Origin of the sequence: Cupriavidus sp. 2TAF22, assembly GCF_052115045.1 — a bacterium.
Classification (GTDB): Bacteria; Pseudomonadota; Gammaproteobacteria; order Burkholderiales; family Burkholderiaceae; genus Cupriavidus.
Map to the genome: position 1 here is coordinate 19,972 of NZ_JBFRFX010000015.1, position 26,013 is coordinate 45,984.

Here is a 26,013-nt window from a genome sequence, read left to right on the forward strand (position 1 = left end):
CGCGCATCAGCTCACGAGGCCGCCCACTCGCATCAGCAGGCGCATGGCGCAGGCAAACAGGAATACCGTACCGACGCCGCCGGCCCACAACAGGATGAGCCAGCCGATGCGCGTGCCCAGGCCGGTCATGATCGTGGCTGCCATCAGTGATAGGCCTCCCCGTGCCTGACCTTCCCGCGAAAGACGTAGTACGACCACGACGAGTAGGCCAGGATCACCGGGACGATGAACAGCGTGCCCACCAGTGCGAACCCCTGGCTCTGCGGCGCGGACGATGCCTGCCAGATCGACACGCCGGGCGGGATGATGTTCGGCCACACGCTGATGGCCAGGCCCGTATAGCCCAGGAAGACGACCAGCAACGCGTACAGGAACGGCGAGACGTTCGGCTTGCGCGCGAGCGCCTTGTGCATGCCGCGCACCGCCACCAGTACCAGGACCGGCACCGGGAGGAAGAAGTACAGGTTCGGCAGCGCAAACCAGCGATGCGCGATCTCCGGATGTGTCAGCGGCGTCCAGATACTGACCGCGGCGATCATCGCCAGCATCGCATTGACCAGCAGCCCGGCGAGCTTGAGCATTTTCCACTGCAGCATGCCTTCGGTCTTCATGATCAGCCACGTGCTGCCGAGGAAGGCATACGCGACGATCACGCCGACGCCGGTGAAGAGCGGGAACGGTGCCAGCCAGTCGAGGGCGCCGCCGACGTACTCGTTGCCGTTCATGGCGATGCCGTCGATATACGCGCCCAGGGTCACGCCCTGGAAGAACGCTGCCGCGACGGATCCGCCGATGAATGCCTTGTCCCAGAAATGGCGGCTCTGGTCGCTGGCCTTGAAGCGGAACTCGAAGGCGACGCCGCGGAAGATCAGCGCCACCAGCATCAGCATCAGCGGCAGATACAGCGCGCTGAGCAACACCGCATACGCGAGCGGAAATGCCGCCAGCAACGCAGCGCCGCCCAGCACGAGCCAGGTCTCGTTGCCGTCCCACACCGGTGCCACGGTGTTCATCATGACGTCGCGGTCACGCCGGTCGCCGACAAAGGGAAACAGGATCCCGATGCCGAGGTCGAAGCCGTCCATGATCACGTACATCATCACGCCGAAAAAGATAATCACTGCCCAGATGAGGGGAAGATCGATGCCCATTGCCATTTACCTGTTGATGTATTGCGCCTTGCCCGCGACCGCGGCCGTGCCCGCCAGCACGAAGGATTCGCCCGCCGTATCCAGGCCGTGGCCATGCGGGTTCGCTGCCGGCCCCTTCTTCACCAGCTTCAGCATGTAGCCCACGCCCACGCCGAACACCAGGAAATAGACGACGACGAACAGCGCCAGCGACATGGCGACCGGGCCCAACTCATGGCGCGAGACGGCGTCATGCGTGCGCAGGAGCCCGTACACGACCCACGGCTGGCGGCCGATCTCGGTGGTGAGCCAGCCCGCCAGCAACGCGATCAGGCCGGTCGGCCCCATCACGACGGCCAGACGCAGGAAGAGACGCGTGCGATAGAGCGCAGCCTTGCGCCGCAGCAGCAGGCCGAGCACGCCAAACGCGATCATCAGTACGCCCAGGCCCGCCATGACGCGGAAGGTCCAGAACAGGACCGCCGAATTGGGCCGGTCTTCTTTGGGGAAGTCCTTCAGGCCCCGGATCTGTCCGTCAAGGCTGTGGGTGAGGATCAGGCTGCCGAGCCGCGGGATCTCGACGGCGTAGCGGGTTTCCTCGCGCTCCATGTCCGGGATGCCGAAGACGATGAGCGGAAAGCCGCCCTTGTCGTCCTTGGACGCGGTGTTCCAGTGGCCCTCGACGGCGGCGATCTTGGCCGGCTGGTACTTCAGCGTGTTCAGGCCGTGGGCATCGCCCACCACCGCCTGCAGCGGCGCGACGATCAGCACCATCCACAGGGCCATGGACAACATCTTGCGCACCACCGGCGTGTCGTTGCCGCGCAGGAGCTGCCATGCGCCAGCCGCGGCCACGAACAGCGCCGTGGCAAGGAAGGCGGCAATCCCCATATGCGCCAGACGGTACGGGAAGGACGGATTGAAGATGACGGCCAGCCAGTCGGTCGGCACCACCTTGCCGTTGAGGATCTCGTAGCCGGCCGGCGTCTGCATCCAGCTGTTCGAGGCCAGGATCCACGTCGCCGAGATCAGGGTGCCGATTGCCACCATCACCGTCGAGAACAGATGCAGGCCTGGCCCGACCCGGTTCCAGCCGAACAGCATGACGCCGAGGAAGCCGGCCTCGAGGAAGAACGCGGTGAGCACTTCATAGGTCAGCAGCGGCCCGGTGACGCCACCGGCGAACTCAGAGAAGAAGCTCCAGTTGGTGCCGAACTGGTAGGCCATCACCAGGCCGGACACCACGCCCATGCCGAAGTTGAGCGCGAATATCTTGATCCAGAAGTGATAGAGGTCCCGGTACACCGGCTTGCTGGTGCGCAGCCAGGAAACCTCGAGGATGGCCAGGAAGCTGGCCAGGCCGATCGTGATGGCCGGGAAGATGATATGGAAGGAAACCGTGAATCCGAATTGGATGCGCGCGAGATCCAGCGCTGTAAGTCCGTGCATCGATATGCTCTCCGTGATTGATCCGCCGGGTCGCGCAGTCTGGGCGCGGGCCGGCATGCCGGCAGCGCGGGACTGCATTGCGCCACCACCACACACCCCGGCAATCCCCGACGGAATGCATTGCGAGACCAGGTTGCAACGCCTCTCGACGTCATGCTGTGCAGAGTACGGAATTCACCCCCCGGCCGAGAGATACAGTTGCCGGGATAGCGTTCAGGTGCAGTTGGACGGGCCGTCCTGCGCGCGCGCAATGCCTCTGGAATCCGTTCCACCACGCCGCAGCCACCGGGCGGATGCGCACGACAGCGCACCCCCGGGAGGAACCGCGAAATGACGAGCGGCATGCGCGCTGCGGGCGATCGTGCACAGGACCTGCTCACCACCGCAGACGCGCCAGTCGCGCGGCTTGCACCCGAGGTGGGAGTCCAGACGCAGGCGCCCTTCGCCAGCGTGTTCAAGCGCTTGTGCGGCGAAACGCCATCGCGCTGGCGGCAGCGCAACGCCCGCCGCCAGGCTGCCCGAGACCAAACTGTTCTGTTGAGTTAGCTGCTGCTTTGTACGTGATCGCGCCGGGCCCTGTCTCCTACCATCTGGGTAACAGATCAGCGAGAACGGCATCAACGCCGCGGCAGACATCTCCGATCGCAAGCGCTGTTGACACGTTGGACCAACCGATTCGAGACCATCATGAAAGCCACCACACTCAATAAGCTCCTCGTCACCGCCCTCCTGAGCGCAAGCGCCATCGCCGCCCTGCCGGCCCACGCACAGGGCCCGAAGGACAGCGCCGGCGCCGGTGACAAGTACGGCTATGTCATGCGCCAGGGCAAGGCGGATCCGTTCACCGAAGGCCGCAACGTCAACACTGCGCGCAGCAGCTTCACCGACGGCGCCCGCGCCCAGGGCACGCGCGACCCGTACACCGACGGCGCCCACGGCGCCGCGGCCCTGGAACTCGCCGGCATGGACCGTACCGGCGTCTCCGCGCCGCCGAGCCATGGCGCATCGGCCGGCACCGATGCGGCCGCCTGAGCCGGCATGGCGACGGCTCCGGTCACGGGGCCGTCTTGCACGCACCGAATCCGACACGGCATCCAACGAGGAACCCATCATGAAGTCCGCACTTGTACTACTCGGCGCCGCTAGCGCGCTATGCATGTCCCTTCTCGCCCATGCCGGTCCCGACTGGCAGGTCATCGAGAAAGCGCGGGCCGACCAGCGCGCCCGCCAGAACGCCGCGCACTCCTGCGCGACAAGCGCGCCGCAAGCCACGGCGCCGGCGGCAGGCGGAGCCAGGGCCAGCTGAGCCTAGCCCGATGGAACACGCCACTCACGCGACCACGATGCCTGAAGCGCAGGATCGCGAGGCGCAGCCGCCGTGCACCGATCGCCTGGGCCGCCCGCTGCGCGACCTGCGGCTGTCCGTCATCGACCAGTGCAATTTCCGCTGTACCTATTGCATGCCGAAGGCGGTCTATGGCCCGGACTTCCCCTTCCTCACCGCGGCGCAGCGCCTGTCGGACGCGCAATTGCTCGCCATGGCGCGCGCCTTCGTCGGCCTTGGCGTCGAGAAGATACGGCTTACCGGCGGCGAGCCCCTGCTGCGCAAAGGCATCGAATCGCTGGTGGAGCAGATCGCCACGATGCGAACGCCAGGAGGCAAGCCAGTCGAGGTAGCCATGACGACAAACGGCAGCCTGCTTGCCACCAAGGCGCGCTCGCTCAAGGACGCGGGCCTGCGGCGCGTGACGGTCAGCCTGGACAGCCTTGACGATGCGACCTTCCGCCGGATGAACGACGTGGACTTCCCGGTCGCGCGGGTGCTGCGAGGCATCGAGCAGGCAAGCGCGGTCGGACTGACGCCGCTCAAGGTCAACTGCGTGGTCGAGAAGGGCACCAACGATGGCGAGATACTGCCCCTGGTCAGCCACTTCCGCCACAGCGGCGTCACGCTGCGCTTCATCGAGTTCATGGATGTGGGCGGCGCCCAGTCATGGGACAGGTCCAGGGTCGTGACGTCCGACGAGATACGCAAGACCGTCGAAGCGGCCTATCCCCTGGTGCCCGTGGCAAGGCTGGCGTCGGAAACCGCCACCAACTACCGGCTCGCCGATGGCAGCCTGGCGGTCGGCTTCATCTCCAGCGTGTCGCACCCGTTCTGCAGCGACTGCACGCGTGCCCGGGTGTCGGTGGACGGCAGGCTGCACCACTGCCTCTTCGCGACGGAGTCCGTCGATCTCAAGCCCTTCCTTGCCGGCACGCTGCCGGCCCGGGCTCTCGAACAAGGCATCCGGGCAGCGTGGGAAAACCGCGCCGACCGCTACTCGGAGTTGCGCGCGCACCGGCTCAGCACCGGGAAGAAGCGCTACCCCACCGTGCGCATGTCGCTCGTGGGCGGTTGAGCCTGGCCCGCCCGCCGCCTCGGCCGCCGGGGTTCAGCGGGCAAACAGTTGCGCGCAGACTTGCACCCCGGCCGGGGTGAGCCTGGCCGTCCCGCGTCCATCCTCCCCGATCTCCGTGTCGGCAAGCTCGACCGACCGGAGTTGCGTCAGCACGCGCCGCAACACGCTCATCTGCAACGCTGCCTGCTTGCTGATCTTGGCCAGCGACCACGGCCGCCCCGCCGGATCGCGGGCGGCCGCGTACAGGATCTGGAGAACGGACACGAGCGCCGGGTCCAGGTCTTCGGGGGCTGCGGCAGCGCCGCCTTCATCGATGGTTGAGTCCGACATCACTTATTTCTGCCGTTCGCACAGGGTTTCGACCAGCTTGCCGAGCGTCACTACGGCCGCCTCGGTCTCCGTGGTCCACGGCGCGCTGTAGTTCAGGCGGATAAAGTTCTTGAAGACCGGGCCCGGGGAAAAGATATGACCCGGCGCAATCGTGATCTTCCGCTCCAGCGCCAGGTGATATAGCTCCATCGCATCCACGCATGCCGGCAGCTCGACCCACAGCACGTATCCGCCGGCCGGCCGGGATGTCTTGGTGCCCGGCGGGAAGAAGCGGCGCACCGCCGCTGCCATGATGCTGGCCTGCTGCGCGTAGGCCTTGCGCACGCGGCGCAGATGGAAGTCGTAGCCGTCGTTCTTGAGGAACTCCGCGATGGCCAGCTGCGGGATCGCCGGCGTGGTCAGCGTGTTCAGGAATTTCAGGCGCTCCACCTGGTCGCGATACCGGCCTGGCAGCGCCCATCCGATCCGGTAGGCATTGGTCAGCGTCTTGGAAAAGGAACAACAGTGCAGCACGATGCCTGCGGTGTCGTAGGCCTTCAGCCCGCTGGGGTGGGCGTCGCCGTGATAGAGCTCCCCGTAGACATCGTTTTCTATCACCGGCACATTCTTTTCCGTCAGCATTGCCACCAGCTGGCGCTTTCTTTCGTCCGGCATCTCGAACCCCAGGGGGTTCTGGAAGTTCGGCATCACCATGCACGCCGCAATCCCCTTTTCGTCGATCAGCCGGGCCAGCTCCGCGATATCGATGCCCTCGACCGGATCGGTCGCGACTTCGATGGCGCGCATGCCGAGACGTTCGATGGCGTGCAGCATCGCGTAGTAGGTCGGCGATTCCACGGCGATCGTGTCGCCGGATTTGGCGACTGCCTGCAGGCAAAGATTGATGGCCTCGGTCGCGCCGATCGTGATGATCAGTTCGTTCGGATCCACGGCATAGCCATTCTCCAGGTAACGGCGCGCGATCTGCCGGATGAGCGCGGGACATCCTGGCGGCAGGTCGTCGAGCAGGTTCCACCTGGCATACCGGCGCGCGATATTGTTGGCATACTGGTTGATCCGCTGCCAGGGAAACAGCGACGGATCGGGATACGGCGAGCCCAGGGGCACGGCTTCGTCGGAGCGGATCGAACGCAGGGTCGACAACACCAGGGCGCTGACGTCCACGGCCGATGGCCGTGTGCTCGGCCTGGAAGCCCGCAGCTCCACGGCCGGCTCCTCGGGCCGCGCCCTGACGAAGTAGCCGGACTGGGGGCGGCTTTCGATGATGCCGCGGCTCTCGAGCAGGACGTAGGCGCGTATCACCGTCGTGATGCTCAGCCGGTGGTGTTGGCTGGTCTGGCGTACCGACGGGATGCGGTCGCCCGGCAGCAAGCCGCCCTGCCTGACCAGCCCTTCGACATCCGCGGCGAGTTTCTCGTACAGTTTCACACCGCTAGCCTTTCACAAATCAACATGGATCGGGATCGCCGGCCGCGCCGCAGCGCTAGCAGAGCCAGCGATTCAGATCATAGAACGGAACCAGGTCGTGCGGGCGAACCTCGGTTTGCGGCGACACCCGGACAAAGCCGGAGGCGCCGCCCAGCGCCGACACCGACGCCGCGCCCTGCTGCTCGCTGAGCCGCGCGCGATCCATCCCGCACAGCCCGGCGACGCGGGCGGCCCTGAGGAATTCGTCGCGGCCAGCGGTCTTCTCGGCGGCAAACTGCGCATGCACGAAGCCGACCGGGGGGCACAGTTCGGCCCGCCCCTGCAGCTTCCTGAGCATCGGCGTCACCAGCAGCGCAAAGGTCGTATACGCCGCCGCCGGGTTACCCGGCAGGCTCACCACCGGCTTGCCCCTGAGGCGGCCGAGGGAGATCGGCTTGCCGGGTTTCATATTGACCTTCTGGAACAGGAGTTCCCCCCCGGCCGACACCAGCGCGGCGTTTACCAGGTCCTTGGCGCCCGTGGAGGCGCCGCCGGTGACCAGCAGGATATCCGCCTCCCTGGCAAGTTCGAGCAAGGCCTCGTGGACTGCCGCCTCGTCATCCGGCACATGGTTGCGCGAGCGGACCACCGCGCCAATGGACTGGACCAGGGCCTCCAGCATCGGGCCGTTTACGTCCCAGACCTGGTGCGCGCCGTGCGGCTCGTCGTTCGCCGCCACCTCGTCGCCGGTCGTCAGGATCGCCACCTCCGCCAGCCGGAAGACCGGCACGCTGCCGACACCCTGCGAAGCGAGCGCGGCGATATGGCCCGGCTGCAGCAAGGTGCCCGCGGACAACAGCGGCTGGCCGGCCCGTACATCCTCTGCCTGCCTGCGTATGTGCTGGCCCGGCGCCGGCGCCCTGGTGAACGTCACCGAGCCATCCGCCGGCGCGGCATCCTCCTGCGGGACCACGGTATCGGCGCCGGCCGGGATCAGGGACCCGGTGTACAGCCGGATGGCATGCCCCGCCTCCAACGGCTGCGGCACCATGCCCGCGTAGCAGACCTGCTGGATGGGCAAGGGCCTGCGCCGGCCATAGTCGGCGTGGCGGATCGCATAGCCGTCCATGGCGCTCTTGTCGGCCGGCGGGGCATCGCACTGGGCTTGCATATCGCGAGCCAGGATCCTGCCATTTGCCAGGCTGAGCCAGGCCATTTCAACCTCGGCGACAGACTCGACGCTCTGGGCGAACAGCGCCTGCGCCTTATCGAACCCTAGCATGACCCACCTCCGTTATCGCAAGCGGCGGCAACGCCACGCAGGGCGGGCTCGCCTGGCATCGCCGTGTACTGGACGTAGCCGTCCTTGCGGCAAAAGCTCAGCAACTGCAGCCCCGCCTGCCCGGCGATCTGGATCGCCAGGGAGGTCGGCGCCGAGATGGTCGCCAGCAACTGGATGTTCATCCGGGCTGTCTTGCGCACCAGCTCGTAGCTGGCCCGGCTGGAAAGGAAGACAAAGCCTTCATCCGTTGCCACGTCATGCATCGCCAGGTAGCCGATCAGCTTGTCTAGCCCGTTGTGGCGGCCGACATCCTCGAATACATGGAGGACCTCGCCGGCCGGGTTGCACCAGGCCGCCGCATGCACGCCGCCGGTACGCTTCATCAGGACCTGCCACGACGGCAACTGCGAGGCGGCCCGCTCGATGATTTCCCGCGTCGGCGATATCCTCGTGCGCGGCGTCTTCATGAACTCGGGCACCAGGTCCAGCAAGGCAATGCTCTCGATGCCGCATACGCCGCAGCCGGTCCGTCCGGCGAGCGTGCGGCGATGTTCCTTCATGGCGGCAAACGCGCGCTGGCTGATGCGCAGATGCACCTCCACGCTGGCCGGGCCGACGAGCGGCTCGACATCGTAGATCTCGGCGTAGTCCTGCACCAGGCCTTCGGTCAGCGTGAAGCCGACCGCGAACTCTTCCAGGTCCAGCGGCGTGGCCATCATCACCGCATGCGAGATGCCGTTGTAGACCAGGGCGACGGGAACCTCCTGCGCCACGCTGTCGGTGGCCGGCATCGCCGTGCCTGCCCGGTGCCTGACGATCGTCCGCTCTTCGTATCCCGGGTGGATCGCCTCTTCACTACTGTGCATATCAACCTCGCCATCACAAGGGACCGTGCGGCCAGTCGCCGGACACGCACGGTGCATGGAGAAATACCGGGAGCAGTCCCGCCGGCGCGGCCGGCACGGTTTCCCGGCCGATCCGCAATGCGCGTCCTGATCCGCCTGCCGGGTCCTAGTCCGGGCTTCCCGCCTCGCCGTCGTCCGTGCTCGGGAAGCGCGCCTGGCCGTAGCGCAGGATCAGGACGCCGCACGCCAGCATGGCGATGCCGCCGCACAGCGCCAGCAGGTGCAATTCCGTCGCCTCGTTGTAGCGCAGGATCACGTCGCGAGCGAGCGAGACCATGGCGATGTAAAGCGGGAATCGCACCGGCAGCTGGCCCAGCTTGAGGTAGCGGGCCACCATGGCAAGCACCTCGAGATACAGGAACATGACGAGAAGATCGGTGATCGACACGGCGCCCGTGCCGGCAATCTTCCAGCCCTCCTGGACCATGGCGAACGACGTCGCCAGCCCGATGACGACGAGTCCGACCAGCTCGACCACGCCGAGCAGCGACTCCAGGTGCGTGCGCACGGCCGCCTGCAGCGACGATCCGCCGTGGCGCTGGCGCAGTGCATGATCCTCTGAACGTGTCATAAGCTTCATGCCGCGGCAAGCCGCTGCACGGCCGGTGTGAGCAGCACGGGGATCGACTTCGATGTCGGCGTGCCGGAACCGTCGCCGCAACTCTCCAGCGGCACCAGCGGATTGGTTTCCGGATAGTAGGCACCCAGGCAGCCCTGCGGGATGTCGTACTCGACCAGCCGGAAATCCTCCGCCCGGCGCTCGACGCCGTCGTCCCAGACGCTGGTGATATCGACGTGCTGCCCCGCGGCCAGACCCAGCCGCGCCAGGTCCGCGGCGTTGATGAATACCACCCGCCGCAACCCGAAGACGCCGCGATAGCGGTCGTCCAGGCCATAGATGGTGGTGTTGTACTGGTCATGCGAGCGCGTGGTCATCATCACCATCAGCGCATCGCCGTAGCGCGCGCGCGCGCGGCTGATCGGCGTGTCCTTCTCGATGCTGTTCACCACGAACTCGGCCTTGCCCGACGCGGTCTTCCAGACGCGGTTGCGCGATGCCGGCGTCAGGTGGAAGCCGCCCGGGATCGCCACGCGCGCGTTGTAGTCCTCGAAGCCGTCCAGCACCTTTTCGATGGCGTCGCGGATGCGTGCATAGTCCCCGGCGTACCACATCCAGTCGATCTTGCCGGAGCCGAGCGTGGCCTGCGCCATGCGCGCAACGATCGCCGTCTCGGACAGCAGGTCCGGCGATGCCGGCTCGTTCATGCCGTAGGAGATATGCACCATGCAGACCGAATCCTCGACGGTCACGCCCTGGGCCACGCCGTCCTGCAGGTCGATCTCGGTCCGTCCCAGCGTGGGCAGCAACAGCGCTGCCTTGCCATGCACCAGGTGGCTGCGGTTGAGCTTGGTGGCGATATTGACGATCAGCTCGCACTTGCGCAGCGCATCCCAAGTGCGCGGCGTGTCCGGCGTGGCGATCGAGAAGTTGCCGCCCAGCCCGACGAACACCTTGACCCGGCCATCGAGCATTGCCGAGATGGTATTGACCACGTCGTAGCCGTGCTTGCGCGGCGGCTCGAAGCCGAAGGTGGCACCGAGGCGGTCGAGGAACGCGTCGTCAGGCTGCTCCTCGATGCCGACCGTGCGGTCGCCCTGCACGTTGGAGTGGCCGCGCACCGGCATCAGGCCGGCGCCCTCGCGCCCGATGTTCCCGCGCAGCATCATCAGGTTGGAGAGTAACTGGATGGTCCCGACCGAGTTCTTGTGTTGCGTGAGGCCCATGCCCCAGCAGGCAATGACCCGCTTGCCGTTGACGTAGACGTCCGCCAGCGCGTCGATGTCCTGGCGGCTCACGCCCGACTCCTCGACGAGTTCCGCCCAGCTCTGCGCCCGCAGATCGTCGGCGAACTGTTCGAAACCGTTGGTGTGTTCGTGGATGAAGCCGACATCGATCACCCGCTGCGCGCCGAGCACGACCGCGTCGTCGTCGAGCTCGATCACGCGCTTGGCGAGGCCCTTGATCAGGGCAAAGTCGCCGCCCAGCCTGGGCCGCACGAACATCGACGCGATCCTGGTGCTGGAGCCGGTCAGCATTTCCACCGGATGCTGGGGGCTGGAGAACCGCTCCAGCCCGCGCTCGCGCAGCGGGTTGATGGAGACGATGGTGGCACCCCGCCTGGCGCATTCGCGCAGCTCGCCGAGCATGCGCGGATGATTGGTCGCCGGGTTCTGGCCGAAGATCAGGATCGTGTCGGCGTGCTCGAAATCGTCCAGCACCACGGTGGCCTTGCCCACGCCCACCGTGACCGGCAGCCCGCGGCTGGTGGCCTCGTGGCACATGTTCGAACAGTCCGGGAAGTTGTTGGTGCCGTATGCCCTGACAAACAATTGGTAAAGGAACGCGGCTTCGTTGCTGGCGCGGCCCGAGGTATAGAAGGCAGCCTGGTCCGGGTCATCGAGGGCGTTCAGGTGGCGCCCGATGATGGCGAAGGCGTCGTCCCACGAAACGGCCGCGTATTTATCGGTCTGCGGGTCGTACGCCAACGGATGGGTGAGGCGGCCGTGCTGCTCGAGCTCGAAGTCGGTCTGCTGCATCAGCTCCGCCACCGTATGGCTTGCGAAGAATTCGGGCGTGACGCGCTTGCTGGTCGCCTCCGCCGCAACCGCCTTGACGCCGTTCTCGCAGAACTCGAAGGTCGAGGCGTGTTGCTTGTCCGGCCAGGCACAGCCCGGGCAATCGAAGCCGTCGGCCTGGTTCTGCTTGAACAGCGTCTTGTACTTGCCTCCGGCAACCCTCTCCTTGATCAGGTTGATGGCCACGTACTTCAGTGCCCCCCACCCGGCGGCAGGGTGAGTGTAGGGAGCGATGTGGCCCTTTTCGGGTGCAGGTGAGCTCATGGCGGTAATGTCCTCAAGAATGGCATCGGCGGCCGCGGTCGGATCCGGGGCGACGGCACGCTCTGCATGCAGTACAGCCAGAGTAAGTGCGGGAGGCGTCGCGGGGTACGCACAGACCGACACCCGTGCGAGCAGTACAGTCGGCCCGCACCGGAACTGTGCTTCGTCTTGTCCGGGGGGATTGTGTGGGCCGCGTCACCCGCGACCGATCCGAAGTCGATCCTGTCGCGGCGCGCCGGGCCACAAACTGTTCTGCGCCGGTGGGCGTGGCACTGTACCCATTGCCCCGGGGCTGCCCCTTCTACCATCAGGCCGACGCTCCCCACGCGCACGCCGCCGGACAACACCGCCACGGGCGCGACCTGATTCGAGAGACCCATGAAACTACATCTGAAGTACTTCGCAAGCATCCGCGAGGCCGCCGGACTAGGCGAGGAAACGCTCGACGCGCCGGCAAGCGTGGCCACCGTCCTGGATCTGCGTGTTCATCTTGCCAGCCGCGGTGGCGCCATCGGCGACGCGCTGCGTGACGACCGCCCGGTCCGCGTGGCCCTGAACCAGGCCGTCTGCACGATGCAGAGCCGGCTCAGGAGCGGCGACGAGGTGGCACTGTTTCCTCCGGTTACCGGCGGGTAGGGCCAGGTCACCGGCCGCCGCGCAGGCGTTTGGCTCAGCCAGGCAACGCCTCCAGGGCAAAGTCGATGAACGCCCGCGCGGCGGCGCTTCGGTACGCGCCCTTGCGCTGGAGCAAGGCGGCTTCCCGCGATGGCAGGGGCGGCTCCAGCTTTATCTTGCACAAGCCGCCACTTTCCTGCGCGATGGCGGCGGGCAGCACCGTCATCAGCCGGCCGCGCTGGACCGCCTCGATCACCGCGTTGACCGAGTTTGCCTCGAGCGCGATCCGCGGCACCACGCCGATCCGGCCCAGGTAGTTGTCGACGTAATGGCGTGTCGCGAATTCGGTGGTCAGCAAGGCAAAGGGCTCGCCCTCCAGTTCGTTCAGCGTCAAAGCCGTACGCCTGCCGGCGTAGCGGTGCCTCGTGCCCACCACCAGCGCCAGCGCCTCCACCAACAGGGTCTGGACTTCGATATCCACCAGGCGCACATCCCTGAATGCGATCCCCACGTCGAGGCGATCCTCCGCCAGCAGCTGTTCGATCTGCTCCTGCGGCATTTCCAGCACACTCAGCGCGACGCCGGGATAACGCTCGTTGAAATCCATCACCAGGGGTCCGACCAGATAGGGGGTGAAGGTCGGCGTCATCGCCAGCCGCAGGCTGCCGCGCGTCAGTTCCTGCACATCGTGCACCGCCCTTTTCCCCGCTTCGAGATCCTGCAGCGCACGGCGCGCATAGAGCAGGTACGCCTGTCCCGCGTCAGTGGTCCGGATGCCGCGCCCGGACCGGTCGAACAGCTGCACGCCCAGGGTTTCTTCGAGCTGCCGGATCTGCTGCGAAAGGGTCGGCTGGGAGACATGCAGCACCTCGGCCGCCCGGGTGAAGTTGCCGCTCTCGGCGACGGCGAGGAAGTAACGGATATGACGGAGGAGCATCGGATTCCATTATTGGACTTGCCTATGAAAAGCATGATAAGCCGGTGTCGGATCCAATGGCAAAACATGCCCATCCCGCACCCGCCGGGACCCCGCGCGCAACGAAGTCCCTGCCGGCCTGGCTGTTCCGACCCATACCGGCTACAGGCTGCACACGCGCCCCGCCACGCGCGGCGGCTCCCGGCAAGTTCCGCGGCGCTCCCGGCTTTCGCATAGAACGCCGGCTGCGTGTATGCTTTGAAGACCACACCTTGTTCGCGCCATCGGTCATGAACGCCCCCGCCCCTGCCGCCCCTTCGCAAGCCCCCCGCCCGCACGGTGCTTCGATCTCGCCCGATGTCAGCTTTCGCGAGGTCGTGGAGAGCATCGTGGACTATGCAATCTTTACCCTCGACACGGCCGGGCGGGTCACGAGCTGGAATGCCGGCGCGCGGAAGATGAAGGGCTACGCCGACAATGAAATACTCGGCGAGCATTTCTCCAGGTTCTACACCGAAGAGGCAATCGCGCGCGGCTGGCCGGAGCACGAACTGCGCGTGGCCCGGCTGGAAGGCCGGTTCGAAGACGAAGGTTGGCGGGTCCGCGCCGATGGCACCCGTTTCTGGGCCAACGTCATCATCACGGCCATCCGCGATGCCGACGGCCAGGAAAGCGGCTTCATCAAGGTCACCCGCGACCTGACCGAACACCGGCGGACCGAGGAGGCCCTGCGGCAAAGCGAGGAAATCCTGCGCTTGCTGGTCGAAGGGGTCAAGGACTATGCGATCTTCCTGCTCGACCCGCACGGCTGCGTGATCAGCTGGAATTCGGGCGCCACGCTGATCAAGGGCTACACCCGCCAGGAAATCCTGGGCCGGCATTTCTCGCTCTTCTATCTGCCCGAGGACATCGCCGACGGCAAGCCCGAGCGCGAGCTCGCCACGGCGCGCCGCGTGGGGAGTGTCGAAGACGAAGGCTGGCGCGTGCGCAAGGACGGCTCGACCTTCTGGGCCAATGTCATCATCACCCCGGTCTATGACTCAACCGCCGTCCTGCGGGGCTTTGCCAAGGTCACGCGTGACATGACCGAGCGGCGCCGCACGGAAGAACTGGAGCGTTCCAGCCGGCGCATGACAGAGTTCCTCGCCACCCTTTCGCACGAGTTGCGCAATCCGCTGGCACCCGTTCGCAACGCGCTCAACGCGATGAAGCTGCTGCCTGATGGCCGCCACGTCGTCGAACGCTGCCACGCGTTGATAGACCGCCAGATCACGCTCCTGACCCGGCTCGTGGACGACCTCCTCGACGTGGGGCGCATCAGCTCCGGAAAAATCGAACTGCGGCTGGCCCCGGTGGAGTTTCGCGAACTGGTGTCCCATGCCATCGAGGCCACGGCACCGGTGCTCGAGGCGCGCGCCCAGACCGTGCGCGTCGATCTGCCGCCTGTGCCCGTCGTCCTGACCGCCGACCGCACGCGGCTGGTGCAGGTACTGCAGAACCTGCTGGTCAACGCATCGAAATTCTCGCCCGAGCACTCCATCATCGACGTGGCAGGCACGTTGGGTGAGCGTCATCTCATGTTCAGGATTTCCGACCAGGGGGCCGGCATATCCGCCGACGCGCTCGATAGCATCTTCGACCTGTTCGTGCAGGTCAACCGATGGACAAGCAACCATAGCGGGGGGCTGGGCATCGGCCTGTCCCTTTCCCGCTCATTGGTGGAGCTGCATGGCGGCACCATTTCCGCCGCCAGCGCCGGGCTGGGCAAAGGCAGCACCTTCACCGTCCGCCTGCCCTATCATTCCCCGCCGGCCAGCGCGGAGCGGGCAAGCGCATCACGCGCGGCGGCGGCACGCGAGGCGTGCCTGCGCGTACTTGTCATCGACGACAACCAGGACTCGGCCGACAGCCTGTCCATGCTGCTGACGCTGCGCGGCCATGAGGTGGTGACCGCCTACGATGCCGAGCAAGGCATCCTCGCGTCCGCCAGATGCCACCCCGATCTTGCCCTCATCGATATCGCCATGCCCGGCATGGACGGCCTGGCGGCGGTGCGCGCGCTGCGTGAGTTGCCAGCATGCGCACGCACGCGATTCGTCGCCATGACCGGCTTTGGCCAGCCCGAAGACCGGGAGCGCACCCGTGCCGCAGGCTTCCACTTGCACCTGGTCAAACCGATCGATCTGCCCACGCTAGTCGAACTGCTGGCACAGACGGGGCAGCCGCCGGCCTGAGTGGCGAGCGCCACCGCGCAGCCGCCTGGCGTTGTCCGCGGTGACGCGAGACCGTCGACATGCCTGACGATGTGGCCAGCCGCGCCATTGCACGGGGCGCAGCCCTCGCGACGCTCGCCAGACAGGTCCGTCCTTTGGTCCTGACCCAAGGCACCGGACATGCCCCCCCTTGCCAGCGAAGCGCAGCCTGATCTGGCGTCAGCATGCCAAGCCAGCAGCCAGTGGCGACTCTCCTTATCTGATAAGGCCGACTTAGAACCGCACGGGACATCGCTGTCATGAAATTGAAATATTCAATTCCATGAATTTTATTCTGAAAATTATCTTCAATAGCGATATCAGCTCATCCGTATATGCTTATAAATTCCAAAGAGGAAGTAATGTCTCCTGCAAGGCTTCCATCCTGGATAGGCATACCGCGGTCGGCACATCCAGGCGCTTCGAATAGCGTACCAAACGAATGGCGTGCCAAAGCCATGCAGGGCACGGTCCGAGTCATTCCCATACCAGGAAAATCGCACGCAACTCAAAAAATGCGCTTCAGGTTTGCGGGCAAGAATCTATGCTTGATAGCTAGTCAATACGAGGAGAGAGGAGCGTAGCCAGCGGGGCTCAATGAATAGTTCGACTTATCCAGGAAATGAACATGAATTGGGGAAAAAATGAGTGGTAGCCGGATCTGCTGGAGCGTGTGGCATCGTGTGAGCGTCGCCTGTGCCATCGCGGTATTTTTCATGTCCGCACGAGCCGGCGAGATAACCGGTGCCGGCTCGACCTTCGTCTATCCCATGCTCTCCAAATGGGCGGCCACGTATTACGTCAAGACGGGACAGCAGGTGAACTATCAAGCCACCGGGTCTGGCAACGGCATCAAGCAGATCAAGGCCGGCAGCGTCGACTTTGGCGCCTCCGACATGCCGCTCAAGCCAGATGAGTTGCGCGCGGCAGGTCTCGTCCAGTTTCCGCTTGTCATCGGCGGCGTGGTGCCGGTGATCAATCTGGACGGGATCGCACCAGGCCAGATCCGCCTGACCGGCCCGCTGCTCGCGGATATCTTCCTGGGCAAGGTAGTCAACTGGAGCGACCCTGCCATCGCCGCGATCAATCCAGGCATGCGCTTTCCCCCGCAGAAGATCGTCGTGGTCCATCGCAGTGACAGTTCGGGCACCACATTCAACTGGGCTGACTACCTGTCCAAGGTGAACGGTGAGTGGAAAGCCAGCGTCGGCGCCGGGACCACCGTCAAGTGGCCCGTGGGGATCGGCGCCAACGGCAATGACGGTGTCGCCATCTATCTGAAGAACGTCAAGGGCGCGATTGGCTATGTCGAGCTAGCCTATGCCTTGCAGCGAAAACTCCCCTACGCATCCGTGCAGAATCGCGGAGGCAACTACATTGCGCCCACGCGCGAAACGTTCAGCGCCGCGGTGGCATCTGCCGCATGGCAGAAGAGCGCGGACTTCTACCAGGTGGCAACCGATGCGCCAGGCCTCAATGCGTGGCCCATTGCCGGCGTCGTGTTTGTGATCATGCCCAGGACGTCAAGGAGCCCGGCGACGGCGAAGGACGCCCTCGCCTTTTTCAGGTGGGCGCTGAACGAAGGGCAGGCAGACACCGGCGCCGAACACTATGTTTCACTCCCGCCCGACCTGGTCAGGCAAGTCGAGTCCTACTGGGATGAGAACATCAGGTAGGCGGTGGGGTTCCGGTCTCGACCAGAACGCCCGCAAACCCGAGACGGTCGTAGTGCGCTAGCGCGGCTCGCCGGTCGGCGAGCGTCATGACGTCCAGGCCGTCCGCCGTCGCCGGCATACTTGGCCTATCGTTGCTTTGCCGAAGCCTCGAACCTGGCCAATACCCGAGCCTGGACAGCATCCATGATGGTGAGGACCTGGTCATCGACGGACGCACTTGCTGTCACACCAGTCGCATCCTTCGGCTTTGAGCCGACCGGATAGAAAACGAATACCGTGTCGAACCTGCCTGCCGACACTTTCTTCAAGCGCCGGTTGAGTGCCTTCAGGTACTGTTTCTTGATTGCCTTTGACATAGGGTTCCGGACGCTCCGTGCTGTTGCAAATGGCGAGGCTCAAGCGCCCGTGACGCGTTGCCCTCGTCGTCGAAGTGCTTCTTTGACTCTCTTCTCCGCCAACAGTAGAACATAGTCCGGGAACTTCGCATCGGTCGAAAGTGCGTCCCACGCGCTCCAGAATTCCCATTGAATAACTTCCCTCGGCACATTGTGGCACCGGGCGATCCGGTCAATTGCCTCCACCACGGACGAAGGGCGCGCCGGGCGGCCGTCGCCAGGACCAGGAGCGCTTACCGAGGGATCTGTCGGCGCAGCCTCGACTGAGTGATGCATGATTACCTTCCGCAGCGGAACGTCAGCTTGAGTCTAGACGCCGCAGGGCCCGTACGCATGCAGGATTTCAGCCGCCCCGGTATTGCCAGGCCCGTCAGGGCCCATGCACGAACTCCACCTGAATCACCATGTGCACGACGTCGTCCACGGCGGGGAACCATGTTGCAAAGCCGAACTCCCGGCGGCTGACGTCTCCGGCCGCGGAAAAGGCAAGCGTGCCTTCGCGATGCGGATCGCCGGCGGGGGCGTCCGGTGTCACGAGCAGGCTGATCGGACGCGTGATGCCGCGGATCGTAAGGTCGCCGAGCAGCCGCCCGCCGCCATCGCCGGTGCTGGCAAAGCTGGTGCTGACAAAGCTGATCTCCGGATAGCTGGCGACATCGAGCATGCCGCCGCCCCGGATAATCGCGGACAGGAAGCGCGGGCGCGCCTCGACGCTTGCGGCATCGATCGTCACCGTCACGCGGCCCGACTCAAGACCTGATCCTGTGCCTTCGAGTTGCGCGCTCATGCGGTGAAAGCGCATGCGGATCCTTGAGTGCGTGAAGGCGACGACATCGAGTGTGACGCTCGATCGCTGCGGCGCAAGCACGTACCGATCGGGGTGCCTGTCGGTCTCGGCCTGCTGTGCCTCGCCGACGGCAATCGCCAGCACCGCGAATGTCGCGAGCATGAGCCTGGCGACCGCATGCACGCGGGTGGCGCGGATCCGGCGTGGCGAATCGTGCACGATGCCTCCCCTGAAGAAGGAATGTGGCCCGCCTGGGTAAACGCGTGGCGGCCGGCATTTATTCCAGGCCCGCCGCCCGGTCGGGAAGCCGGGCGCTGCGCGATCGAGCAACGCACAAGGGCCTGTCAAGCCTGCGCGAAATCCCGGGCCGCAGGCGCCCGCGACGAGATCAGGAAGCTCCGTGTCGGGAAGCCCGGCAATCCCCAATGAGGCGAGCGGGGTTCCATATTCTCCGGACATCCGCGTGGCAGCGACGTTCTCCGCATATGTGCGTTTCCGCACAGTATGGTGCCCAGTGCTGCGGCCGTCTTCCGCTATGGTAGACATTGCACGGTGCGCCCGGTATGTCGCGCCGCTTGCCGGAAGCTGCCAGGTATTAAAGGCGAATCCGCCAGCCGATGAAACCCGCCGCCTGGCGTCCTGCAAAGAGCGTAGCGCAACGCAGGTCGCGATCATGGTGGCTCTTAGCTCGTCCCTTCCGTGCAGTCGCCCGCAAGACCAAGGCCTCGTTCTTCCGGACCAATTGGCGGACGATGGTCACGCGCTTCGTCCTTGGTTTCCGATGGGCCTGTCGCATAGGGTTGCTATACGCGGGATAGCCTCGGATCTCCGGCATGATGCAGGCCAACTGCCATGAAGCTGGCAGCGGAGCCCAAATGAAAAAGGGCTTCCATTTCTGGAAGCCCTTTTAATAGGTGGTGCGGCTGGCAGGATTCGAACCCACGACCCCTTGGTTCGTAGCCAAGTACTCTATCCAACTGAGCTACAGCCGCACGCGAGGTCGCCATTGTAGCGCAGCGGCGCATGAATGCAAGCGTTTTTTACATCCGTATGGCACACCTCTCCCCAGGCCGTCAAACAGCCTGCCCTGCCTGCCTGCTGCCTGCGAGAGACCTGCCTACCAGCGATAGCGCGCGCCCAAGGTGCCGCCCGGACTGCGGCCGGCCTTCAGCTTGAGCCATAACTTGACGCCACCGTTGGTGCTGCCGTGCGCGCCCACATTGAGCGACAGCAGGCCACGCAGCATGTCGGGATCGATGCGCGTGCCATTGATATTGATGACCTGCTTGCGGTCCTGCCATAGATCCGCTTCGACAAAGGGATAGATGCCGTTGGCGCCGGTGAGCCGCGTGGGCTGGGTGCGGTACAGCCGCACCATCACCTCGGCGGCGCTGGCATCGCCTGGCTGGACACCGAGGAAGCCAGAGCCACCCCTGTCGGCGCCGGACTGGTAGGCGATCTGCACGCGTGGCTGGATCGTGAGGCCGCCGGCCTGCGGCAGCACGGTATCCAGCGCCAGCGCCAGGCTCTGCACGCGGTTGCCGACATAGCCAGTAGCGCTCGTGACATCGTCCAGGTGCAGCGATACCGCGGGCCGCGCGGGTCTTGGAGCGGGCTCCGTGTAGACGATGCCGGCGGCCGCGGCCAGCGGGCCGGGCGCATCGTTGTAGGCAGTGGAAGGCGGCCCGGATGAGAGCGCCACGGCGGGCCGGCCCCAGCCGCCGAGCGAGGCCGCCAGGCTGGGCTGGGCGGCAGTGGCGCCTGCCGGCAATTCCGTGGGGACTGCGGCTGACGCGCCCGACTGCTCGTCCGACGCGGCAGGCTTCATGACAACCACCACCACGACAGCTTCGTTGCTGGCTACCTGGGTGGGTGATTCGGATTCGAACGGATCCCAGGCGAGGCCGGCGCCGCCGCCGGCCGGGCGTTCTTCGGCCTGCGCCAGCGTGGCGACAAGGAAGGCAAGTACGGAGCAACAGCGCAGGCAGCAGGCATGAGGATGGAGATGGGACACGCTCGTGCAATGCCCGGAAGCAGCGCTGCCCGCACCGCCTCCTGTGCTGCTCGGAGATGACACGCCCCTGGCCATGACTGCACCCCTGGCTCGAAAAAAGCTACGACTTTCGCTTGAGCATAGGTCAAAGCCGGCGCAAGCGTTAGGATCTGCACGCTTACCTTCGTGCGGCGCCGCACGACCTGGGTTTCGGCGGCCGGGCCTGCGCGCCCGGGGCCGGCAGTTGCACCGGTCGCGGGATGGCATCGCCACGGCTTTCGCCACCCCGATGCCGCGCCACAAAGGACGCGCCATAAAAAAAAGGCCGCTGCGTAAGCAACGGCCTTTTTTATCGAGTCTTGGTGCCCAGAAGAGGACTCGAACCTCCACAGTGTTGCCACCGCTAGGACCTGAACCTAGTGCGTCTACCAATTTCGCCATCTGGGCTTCGTTTTGCTGCCTGAATTGCTGCAGCGCTGCGAAGAATTGAATTATGCCGAGTGCGGAATATCCTGTCAACTGCCCCTCGGTACTTTCTTTCAAGAACGCGTCTTGCCCCGGGTGGCGCGCGCGGTCATGGCTRGAAGCACACCTGCCCTGGCCGGCCGGCCAGATGCAACGTGGCGGTAGCCGGGCGCGTGCTGGCCACCACCTTGCCGCCGCGCAGCACCAGCAACCGCGTGGCGCGCAGCCGGATCGCCTCCACCGGATCGCGCGCCTGCAGCAACACAAGGTCGGCACGGCAACCGGGCGCGATACCGTAGCCTTCCAGGCCCAGGATGCCGGCAGGTGTCTTCGTGACCGCATCGAAACAGGCGCGCATGGCATCCTGCCCGGTCATCTGCGCCACGTGCAGGCCCATGTGCGCCACCTCCAGCATGTCGCCGGAGCCCAGCCCGTACCACGGGTCCATCACGCAATCGTGGCCGAAGGCAACCGGCACGCCCGCGGCCATCAGTTCCGGCACCCGGGTCATGCCACGGCGCTTCGGGTAGGTATCGTGCCGGCCCTGCAGCGTGATATTGATCAGCGGGTTGGCGATGGCGGCCACGCCGGCTTCGCGCATCAGCGGGATCAGCTTGGACACGTAGTAGTTGTCCATCGAGTGCATCGAGGTCAGGTGCGAGCCGGTGACCCGGCCCTGCATCCCCAGGCGCACCGACTGCGCCGCCAGCGTTTCGACATGGCGCGACAAGGGATCGTCGCTCTCGTCGCAATGCATGTCCACGCGCAGGCCGCGCTCGCAGGCCAGTTCACACAGGATGCGCACGGATTCCGCGCCATCGGCCATGGTGCGCTCGAAATGCGGAATACCGCCGACCACATCCACGCCCATGTCGAGCGCCCGCCTGAGGTTGTCGAGCGCGCCAGGCGCGCGCAGCACGCCGTCCTGCGGAAACGCCACCAGTTGCAGGTCCAGGTAGGGCTTGACCCTCTCGCGCACGTGCAGCAGCGCCTCGGTGGCGAGCAGGCGCGGGTCGCAAACATCCACGTGCGAGCGGATCGCCAGCAGCCCCTTGGCCACGGCCCAGTCGCAATAGGCGAGCGCGCGCTCGACGATGGCCTCCTGCGTCAGCAGCGGCTTGAGTTCGCCCCATAGCGCAATGCCCTCCAGCAAGGTGCCGGACTGGTTGATGCGCGGCTTGCCGTAGGACAGCGTGGAATCCATGTGGAAATGCGCATCGACGAAGGGGGGCGTCACCAGTTGGCCGGCAGCGTCGACCTCGGTGGCCGCGTGCGCCGTGAGGGCCGGCTCCGCGGCCTTGATACGATCGCCGGCGATGCCGATATCGATGCCGGTGCGCCCATCCGGGAGCGAGCAGTTGCGCAGGATCAGGTCGAGCATGATGGGCTCTTTTTCTTGGTGTTTCCGTGTGGATCAGCGTTCGCCCTTGCGATAGGGCTTCATCAGCGCCTGCGGATAGGTGGCGCGCCGCGCCACCAGCACCAGCGCGAGAATCGACAGTACATAGGGCAGCATCAGGTAGAGCTGGTAGGGCAGCGGCGGCAGCCCGGGCAGGCTGGCACCGCTTTGCTGCAGGCGCAGCTGCAACGCATCGAATGCCGCGAACAGCAAGGCGCCCGCCAGCGCCCGGCCGGGACGCCACGAGGCGAACACCACCAGCGCCACGCAGATCCAGCCGCGGCCGTTGATCATATTGAAGAAGAACGCATTGAAGGCCGACAGCGTGAGGAAAGCACCGCCCACCGCCATCAGCGCCGAGCCGGCCATCACCGCGCCGATGCGCATGGCGCCCACGCGGATGCCCTGCCCTTCGGCCGCGGCGGGATTCTCGCCCACCATGCGCACCGCCAGCCCGAGCGGCGTGCGATAGAGCAGCCAGGCCACCAGCGGCACCAGCGCCAGCGCCAGCAAGGTCAGCGCCGTTTCCTCGCCGAGCACCGGGCCGAGCAACCCGCCCAGCAACGGCACCTCCGCCATCCAGCGCATCGGCCCGAAGGGCGTGATGGTCGGCGGCGTGGACACCGAGGCAAAGCCGAGCCGGTAGGCGTAGTAGGACAGGCTGGTGGCCAGCATCGTCACGCCGAGCCCGGCCACGTGCTGCGACAGCGCCAGGCTCACCGTGAGCCAGCCGTGCAGCAGGCCGAACACCAGCCCCACGCCCGCCGCGGCAGCCACCCCGCCCCACAGCGGCATGCCGTGGTAGACGGCCAGCCAGCCGCCGAAGGCGCCCGCCACCATGATCCCCTCGATGCCGAGGTTGAGCACGCCGGCGCGCTCGCACAGCAGCACGCCGAGCGTGCCGAAGATGAGCGGCGTGGCCACGCGCAGCACCGCGATCCAGAATGGCGCGGCAGCCAGGATATCGAGCAGTTCCATCAGGCCACCTTGCGCACGGCGTCGAAGCGGATGCGGTAACGGGTGAGCATGGTCGCCACCAGCATGGCCAGCAGGGCCACCGCCACGATCACGTCGGCAATCGCGTTGGGCACGCCCACGGCGCGGCTCATGCCGTCGGCTCCGACCAGCACGCCGGCCACGAAGACCGAGGCCGCCACCACGCCGAGCGGATGCAGCGCGGCCAGCATGGCGATCACCACGCCCGCGTAGCCGTAGCCAGGCGAGATATCGAGCGTGAGATAGCTGGTGCGGCCCGCCACCTCGATCACGCCCGCCAGCCCTGCCAGCGCGCCCGACAGCAGCGCCGTCCACATCGTCACGCGCCGCACCGGCACCCCGACGAAGGCCGCGGCGCGCGCGTTGGCGCCCACCGCGCGCATCTGCATGCCAAACACCGTGAAGCGGTTGACCGCCCACAGGATCACCGCCAGCGCGCACGCCAGCAGCAAGCCGCTGTGCACGCGCGTGCGCTCCATCAGCTTCGACAGTTCCAGCTCCGGCACCAGCGGCACGGATTGGGGCCAGCCCATCGCCATGGCGTCCTTCATCGGCCCGTCCAGCATCATCGACACAAGCAGCAGCACGATGAAGTTGCCCAGCAAGGTGGTCACCACCTCGTCCACGCCGAGCCGCGTCTTGAGCCACGCGGCGCCGAGCAGGAGCAAGGCGCCCGCCAGCATGCCCGCCCCCACCATCAGCGCGAAGTGCACGCCGGCCGGAAGCTGCTGGGCCCACGGCGCGGCCGCGCCGTCGACCTGCCCGCCCACCGCCACCGCCGCCAGCGCGCCGAGATAGAGCTGCCCTTCCGCGCCGATGTTGAACAGGCGGGCGCGAAACGCCACCGCTACCGACAGCCCCGTGAGGATCAGGGGCGTGGCGCGCGTCAGCGTTTCCGACCACGCGAAGCGCGAGCCGAAGCCACCCTCGAGCAACAGCGCATAGGCGCGCCCCACCGGTGCGCCGGCCCAGCGCACCAGCACGGCGCAGATCAGCAAGGTGGCGGCGATGGCGATCACGGGCGCGGCCAGCATGGCGACACGCGAGACGCCGGTCCGGGGTTCAAGCCGCATGCAGCGTCTCCCCATGCGCGCCCGCGCCAGCGGCATCGCCCGCGCCGGCCATCGCCAGGCCGAGCTCGCCCAGCGTCCAGGCAGCCGTCGGGCGGGCCGGCGTGAGGCGCCCGGCATGCATCACCGCGATGCGGTCCGCGAGCGCGTGGAGTTCGTCGAGGTCCTCCGAGATCAGCAGCACGGCCGCGCCTTCGCGCGCCGCGTCGAGCAGGCGGGCGCGCACATAGGCCACCGCGCCGATGTCGAGCCCCCAGGTGGGCTGGCTGGCCACCACCAGCAGCGGCGCCTTGCCCTCCCCGCGCACCGAGAGCGCACGGCCCAGGATCAGCTTCTGCATATTGCCGCCGGACATGGTGCGCGCCGGCACGTCGATGCCGGCCGTGCGCACGTCGAAACGGGCCACCAGCTCGCGCGCGAAGCGTTGCGCCGCCGCGCGGCGGATCACGCCGGCCCGTGAAAAATGCGGCTGGCCAAGCTGTTCGCTGGCTGCGTTCTCCCATACCGCCAGATCGCCGACGACGCCAACCGCATGCCGGTCCTCCGGCACGCGCGCCACCCCCGCGCCGATCCACGCAGCGGGCCGCGCCGGCATGGGCTTGCCGGCCAGGGTGACGCCACCTTCCGATGCGGCGAGGGTACCGCTGAGCAGCTCGGCCAGTGCGGCCTGCCCGTTGCCGGACACGCCCGCGATGCCGACGATCTCCCCTGCGCGCACCTGGAGGCTGAGCTGGCTGAGCAGTGCGCGCCCGTCCGCCGCGCGCGCGCCGGCCTGCCGCAACGCCAGCACCACGTCGGCTTCGTCCGCGCCGCCTTCCAGTGGCACCCGCTCCGGCATGGACACCACGCGGCCCACCATCAGCTCGGCCAGTTCGGCCTTGCTGGTTTGCGCGGCGGCGCGCTGCGCCACCAGCCGCCCGCCGCGCAGTACGGCGATGCGGTCCGAGACGCGCAGCACTTCGTCGAGCTTGTGGCTGATGAAGATCACCGACAAGCCCTCCGCGATCAATTGCGCCAGCGTGGCGAACAGCGTCTCGGCCTCGTGCGGCGTCAGTACCGCGGTGGGCTCGTCCAGGATCAGCACGCGCGCGCCGCGGTACAGCGCCTTGACGATCTCCACGCGCTGACGCTCGCCCACCGACAGCTCGCCCACGCGCGCGCCCGGCCGCACGCCCAGGCCGAAACGCTGCGCCAGCGTCAGCACCTTCTCGCGCGCGGCGCGCCGCTCCAGCCGCCAGTGCCACAGCGGCTGCGTGCCGAGCAGGATGTTGTCCAGCACCGAAAGGTTGTCGGCCAGCGTGAAATGCTGGTGCACCATGCCGATGCCCGCCGCCAGCGCGGCGCGCGGCTGGCCGGGCGGCAGGCGCTGGCCATCGACCTCGACCGTGCCCGCATCGGCCACGTAGTGCCCGAACAGGATGCTGACCAGCGTGCTCTTGCCAGCGCCGTTCTCCCCCAGCAGGGCCAGCACCTCGCCACGCTGCAGATCGAGCGAGATATCGTCGTTGGCCAGCAGCGTGCCGAAGCGCTTGGTGATGCCGCTCAGGCGCAGGATGGGGGTGGTCATGGGCGATGGATGAATATCAGGTCGGGCATTGAAAGCAGGGACGGCCCGCTCCCCTCTCCCACCCGGCCGGAGAGGG

General features: G+C 66.5%; 25 protein-coding genes and 2 tRNA genes. 7 read left to right on the forward strand and 20 right to left on the reverse strand.

The window, feature by feature from the left end:
• Positions 1–6 precede the first annotated feature (6 nt).
• Genes AB4Z48_RS19450 through AB4Z48_RS19460 form a run of 3 tightly spaced genes read right to left on the reverse strand, consistent with a single transcriptional unit; the run spans position 7 to position 2,579 of the window.
• Complete coding sequence (locus tag AB4Z48_RS19450; RefSeq protein WP_441616870.1) at positions 7–144, reverse strand: DUF2474 family protein; 138 nt, start codon at positions 142–144, stop codon at positions 7–9.
• The gene (cydB, locus tag AB4Z48_RS19455) at positions 144–1,151 is read right to left on the reverse strand and encodes a cytochrome d ubiquinol oxidase subunit II (protein ID WP_441616872.1); all 1,008 of its coding nucleotides are present in this window, start codon (positions 1,149–1,151) and stop codon (positions 144–146) included. Before cydB ends, AB4Z48_RS19450 begins: the two co-directional genes overlap by 1 nt.
• A 6-nt stretch (positions 1,152–1,157) precedes the next feature.
• The gene (locus AB4Z48_RS19460; RefSeq protein WP_441616874.1) at positions 1,158–2,579 is read right to left on the reverse strand and encodes a cytochrome ubiquinol oxidase subunit I; all 1,422 of its coding nucleotides are present in this window, start codon (positions 2,577–2,579) and stop codon (positions 1,158–1,160) included.
• A 330-nt stretch (positions 2,580–2,909) separates the two neighbouring features.
• On the opposite strand from AB4Z48_RS19460, the gene AB4Z48_RS19465 reads away from it, so the two are divergent.
• The 4 genes from AB4Z48_RS19465 (at position 2,910) to moaA (ending at position 4,981) form a co-directional block, all read left to right on the forward strand.
• A complete protein-coding gene (locus AB4Z48_RS19465) occupies positions 2,910–3,125 on the forward strand; it encodes a helix-turn-helix domain-containing protein (protein WP_441616876.1) in 216 nt (71 codons plus the stop codon).
• 141 nt (positions 3,126–3,266) lie between these two features.
• Entirely contained in the window at positions 3,267–3,611 is a 345-nt protein-coding gene (locus tag AB4Z48_RS19470; RefSeq protein WP_441616878.1) for a hypothetical protein, read from the forward strand.
• A 79-nt stretch (positions 3,612–3,690) separates the two neighbouring features.
• The gene (locus AB4Z48_RS19475) at positions 3,691–3,885 is read left to right on the forward strand and encodes a hypothetical protein (protein WP_441616880.1); all 195 of its coding nucleotides are present in this window, start codon (positions 3,691–3,693) and stop codon (positions 3,883–3,885) included.
• Positions 3,886–3,922: 37 nt separating this feature from the next.
• Positions 3,923–4,981, forward strand: coding sequence for a GTP 3',8-cyclase MoaA (gene moaA, locus AB4Z48_RS19480; RefSeq protein ID WP_441617100.1), 1,059 nt, complete (start codon positions 3,923–3,925; stop codon positions 4,979–4,981).
• Positions 4,982–5,014: 33 nt separating this feature from the next.
• On the opposite strand, the gene AB4Z48_RS19485 is transcribed toward moaA, so the two are convergent.
• The 6 genes from AB4Z48_RS19485 to AB4Z48_RS19510 form a co-directional block, all read right to left on the reverse strand.
• Positions 5,015–5,311: a transcriptional regulator gene (locus AB4Z48_RS19485; protein ID WP_441616882.1), complete on the reverse strand. Its 297-nt coding sequence runs from the start codon at positions 5,309–5,311 to the stop codon at positions 5,015–5,017.
• 3 nt (positions 5,312–5,314) lie between these two features.
• Positions 5,315–6,739: an aminotransferase-like domain-containing protein gene (locus AB4Z48_RS19490; RefSeq protein WP_441616884.1), complete on the reverse strand. Its 1,425-nt coding sequence runs from the start codon at positions 6,737–6,739 to the stop codon at positions 5,315–5,317.
• Between the two features lie 55 nt (positions 6,740–6,794).
• Positions 6,795–8,000 (reverse strand): molybdopterin molybdotransferase MoeA, encoded by a 1,206-nt coding sequence (locus AB4Z48_RS19495; RefSeq protein WP_441616886.1) that lies wholly within the window; start codon positions 7,998–8,000, stop codon positions 6,795–6,797.
• Positions 7,994–8,866: a formate dehydrogenase accessory sulfurtransferase FdhD gene (gene fdhD, locus AB4Z48_RS19500; RefSeq protein WP_441616888.1), complete on the reverse strand. Its 873-nt coding sequence runs from the start codon at positions 8,864–8,866 to the stop codon at positions 7,994–7,996. Before fdhD ends, AB4Z48_RS19495 begins: the two co-directional genes overlap by 7 nt.
• A gap of 145 nt (positions 8,867–9,011) precedes the next feature.
• Positions 9,012–9,476: a phosphate-starvation-inducible protein PsiE gene (locus AB4Z48_RS19505; protein WP_441616889.1), complete on the reverse strand. Its 465-nt coding sequence runs from the start codon at positions 9,474–9,476 to the stop codon at positions 9,012–9,014.
• Positions 9,477–9,481: 5 nt separating this feature from the next.
• Complete coding sequence (locus AB4Z48_RS19510; RefSeq protein WP_441616891.1) at positions 9,482–11,806, reverse strand: FdhF/YdeP family oxidoreductase; 2,325 nt, start codon at positions 11,804–11,806, stop codon at positions 9,482–9,484.
• A gap of 378 nt (positions 11,807–12,184) precedes the next feature.
• Here AB4Z48_RS19510 and moaD point away from each other — a divergent pair, with 378 nt between their 5' ends.
• Positions 12,185–12,442, forward strand: a complete 258-nt coding sequence (moaD, locus tag AB4Z48_RS19515; RefSeq protein WP_441616893.1) for a molybdopterin converting factor subunit 1 — start codon at positions 12,185–12,187, stop codon at positions 12,440–12,442.
• Between the two features lie 34 nt (positions 12,443–12,476).
• On the opposite strand, the gene cynR is transcribed toward moaD, so the two are convergent.
• Positions 12,477–13,358 (reverse strand): transcriptional regulator CynR, encoded by an 882-nt coding sequence (cynR, locus tag AB4Z48_RS19520; protein WP_441616894.1) that lies wholly within the window; start codon positions 13,356–13,358, stop codon positions 12,477–12,479.
• A 269-nt stretch (positions 13,359–13,627) separates the two neighbouring features.
• Between cynR and AB4Z48_RS19525 the strand changes: the two genes are divergently transcribed.
• Positions 13,628–15,571, forward strand: coding sequence for a hybrid sensor histidine kinase/response regulator (locus tag AB4Z48_RS19525; RefSeq protein ID WP_441616896.1), 1,944 nt, complete (start codon positions 13,628–13,630; stop codon positions 15,569–15,571).
• A 662-nt stretch (positions 15,572–16,233) separates the two neighbouring features.
• A complete protein-coding gene (pstS, locus tag AB4Z48_RS19530) occupies positions 16,234–17,265 on the forward strand; it encodes a phosphate ABC transporter substrate-binding protein PstS (protein WP_441616898.1) in 1,032 nt (343 codons plus the stop codon).
• Positions 17,266–17,390: 125 nt separating this feature from the next.
• Here the strand turns inward: pstS and AB4Z48_RS19535 are convergent, their stop codons facing one another.
• From AB4Z48_RS19535 to AB4Z48_RS19580, 10 genes are all read right to left on the reverse strand, one after another.
• Positions 17,391–17,621: a hypothetical protein gene (locus AB4Z48_RS19535; RefSeq protein WP_441616900.1), complete on the reverse strand. Its 231-nt coding sequence runs from the start codon at positions 17,619–17,621 to the stop codon at positions 17,391–17,393.
• Positions 17,622–17,660: 39 nt separating this feature from the next.
• Positions 17,661–17,936 (reverse strand): DUF3562 domain-containing protein, encoded by a 276-nt coding sequence (locus tag AB4Z48_RS19540; RefSeq protein ID WP_441616902.1) that lies wholly within the window; start codon positions 17,934–17,936, stop codon positions 17,661–17,663.
• Positions 17,937–18,030: 94 nt separating this feature from the next.
• A complete protein-coding gene (locus AB4Z48_RS19545) occupies positions 18,031–18,609 on the reverse strand; it encodes a YceI family protein (RefSeq protein ID WP_441616904.1) in 579 nt (192 codons plus the stop codon).
• 753 nt (positions 18,610–19,362) lie between these two features.
• A tRNA-Arg gene (locus tag AB4Z48_RS19550) sits at positions 19,363–19,439 on the reverse strand.
• 125 nt (positions 19,440–19,564) lie between these two features.
• Positions 19,565–20,461, reverse strand: coding sequence for a hypothetical protein (locus AB4Z48_RS19555; RefSeq protein ID WP_441616906.1), 897 nt, complete (start codon positions 20,459–20,461; stop codon positions 19,565–19,567).
• Between the two features lie 339 nt (positions 20,462–20,800).
• Positions 20,801–20,887, reverse strand: a tRNA-Leu gene (locus tag AB4Z48_RS19560).
• A 127-nt stretch (positions 20,888–21,014) separates the two neighbouring features.
• On the reverse strand, positions 21,015–22,286 hold the full coding sequence (locus AB4Z48_RS19565; RefSeq protein ID WP_441616908.1) for an amidohydrolase family protein: 1,272 nt from the start codon (positions 22,284–22,286) through the stop codon (positions 21,015–21,017).
• A gap of 33 nt (positions 22,287–22,319) precedes the next feature.
• Positions 22,320–23,282: an ABC transporter permease gene (locus AB4Z48_RS19570; protein WP_441616910.1), complete on the reverse strand. Its 963-nt coding sequence runs from the start codon at positions 23,280–23,282 to the stop codon at positions 22,320–22,322.
• On the reverse strand, positions 23,282–24,373 hold the full coding sequence (locus AB4Z48_RS19575; protein ID WP_441616912.1) for an ABC transporter permease: 1,092 nt from the start codon (positions 24,371–24,373) through the stop codon (positions 23,282–23,284). Before AB4Z48_RS19575 ends, AB4Z48_RS19570 begins: the two co-directional genes overlap by 1 nt.
• Entirely contained in the window at positions 24,363–25,937 is a 1,575-nt protein-coding gene (locus AB4Z48_RS19580) for an ABC transporter ATP-binding protein (protein ID WP_441616914.1), read from the reverse strand. The genes AB4Z48_RS19575 and AB4Z48_RS19580 overlap by 11 nt, the downstream gene beginning before the upstream one ends.
• Positions 25,938–26,013 lie beyond the last annotated feature (76 nt).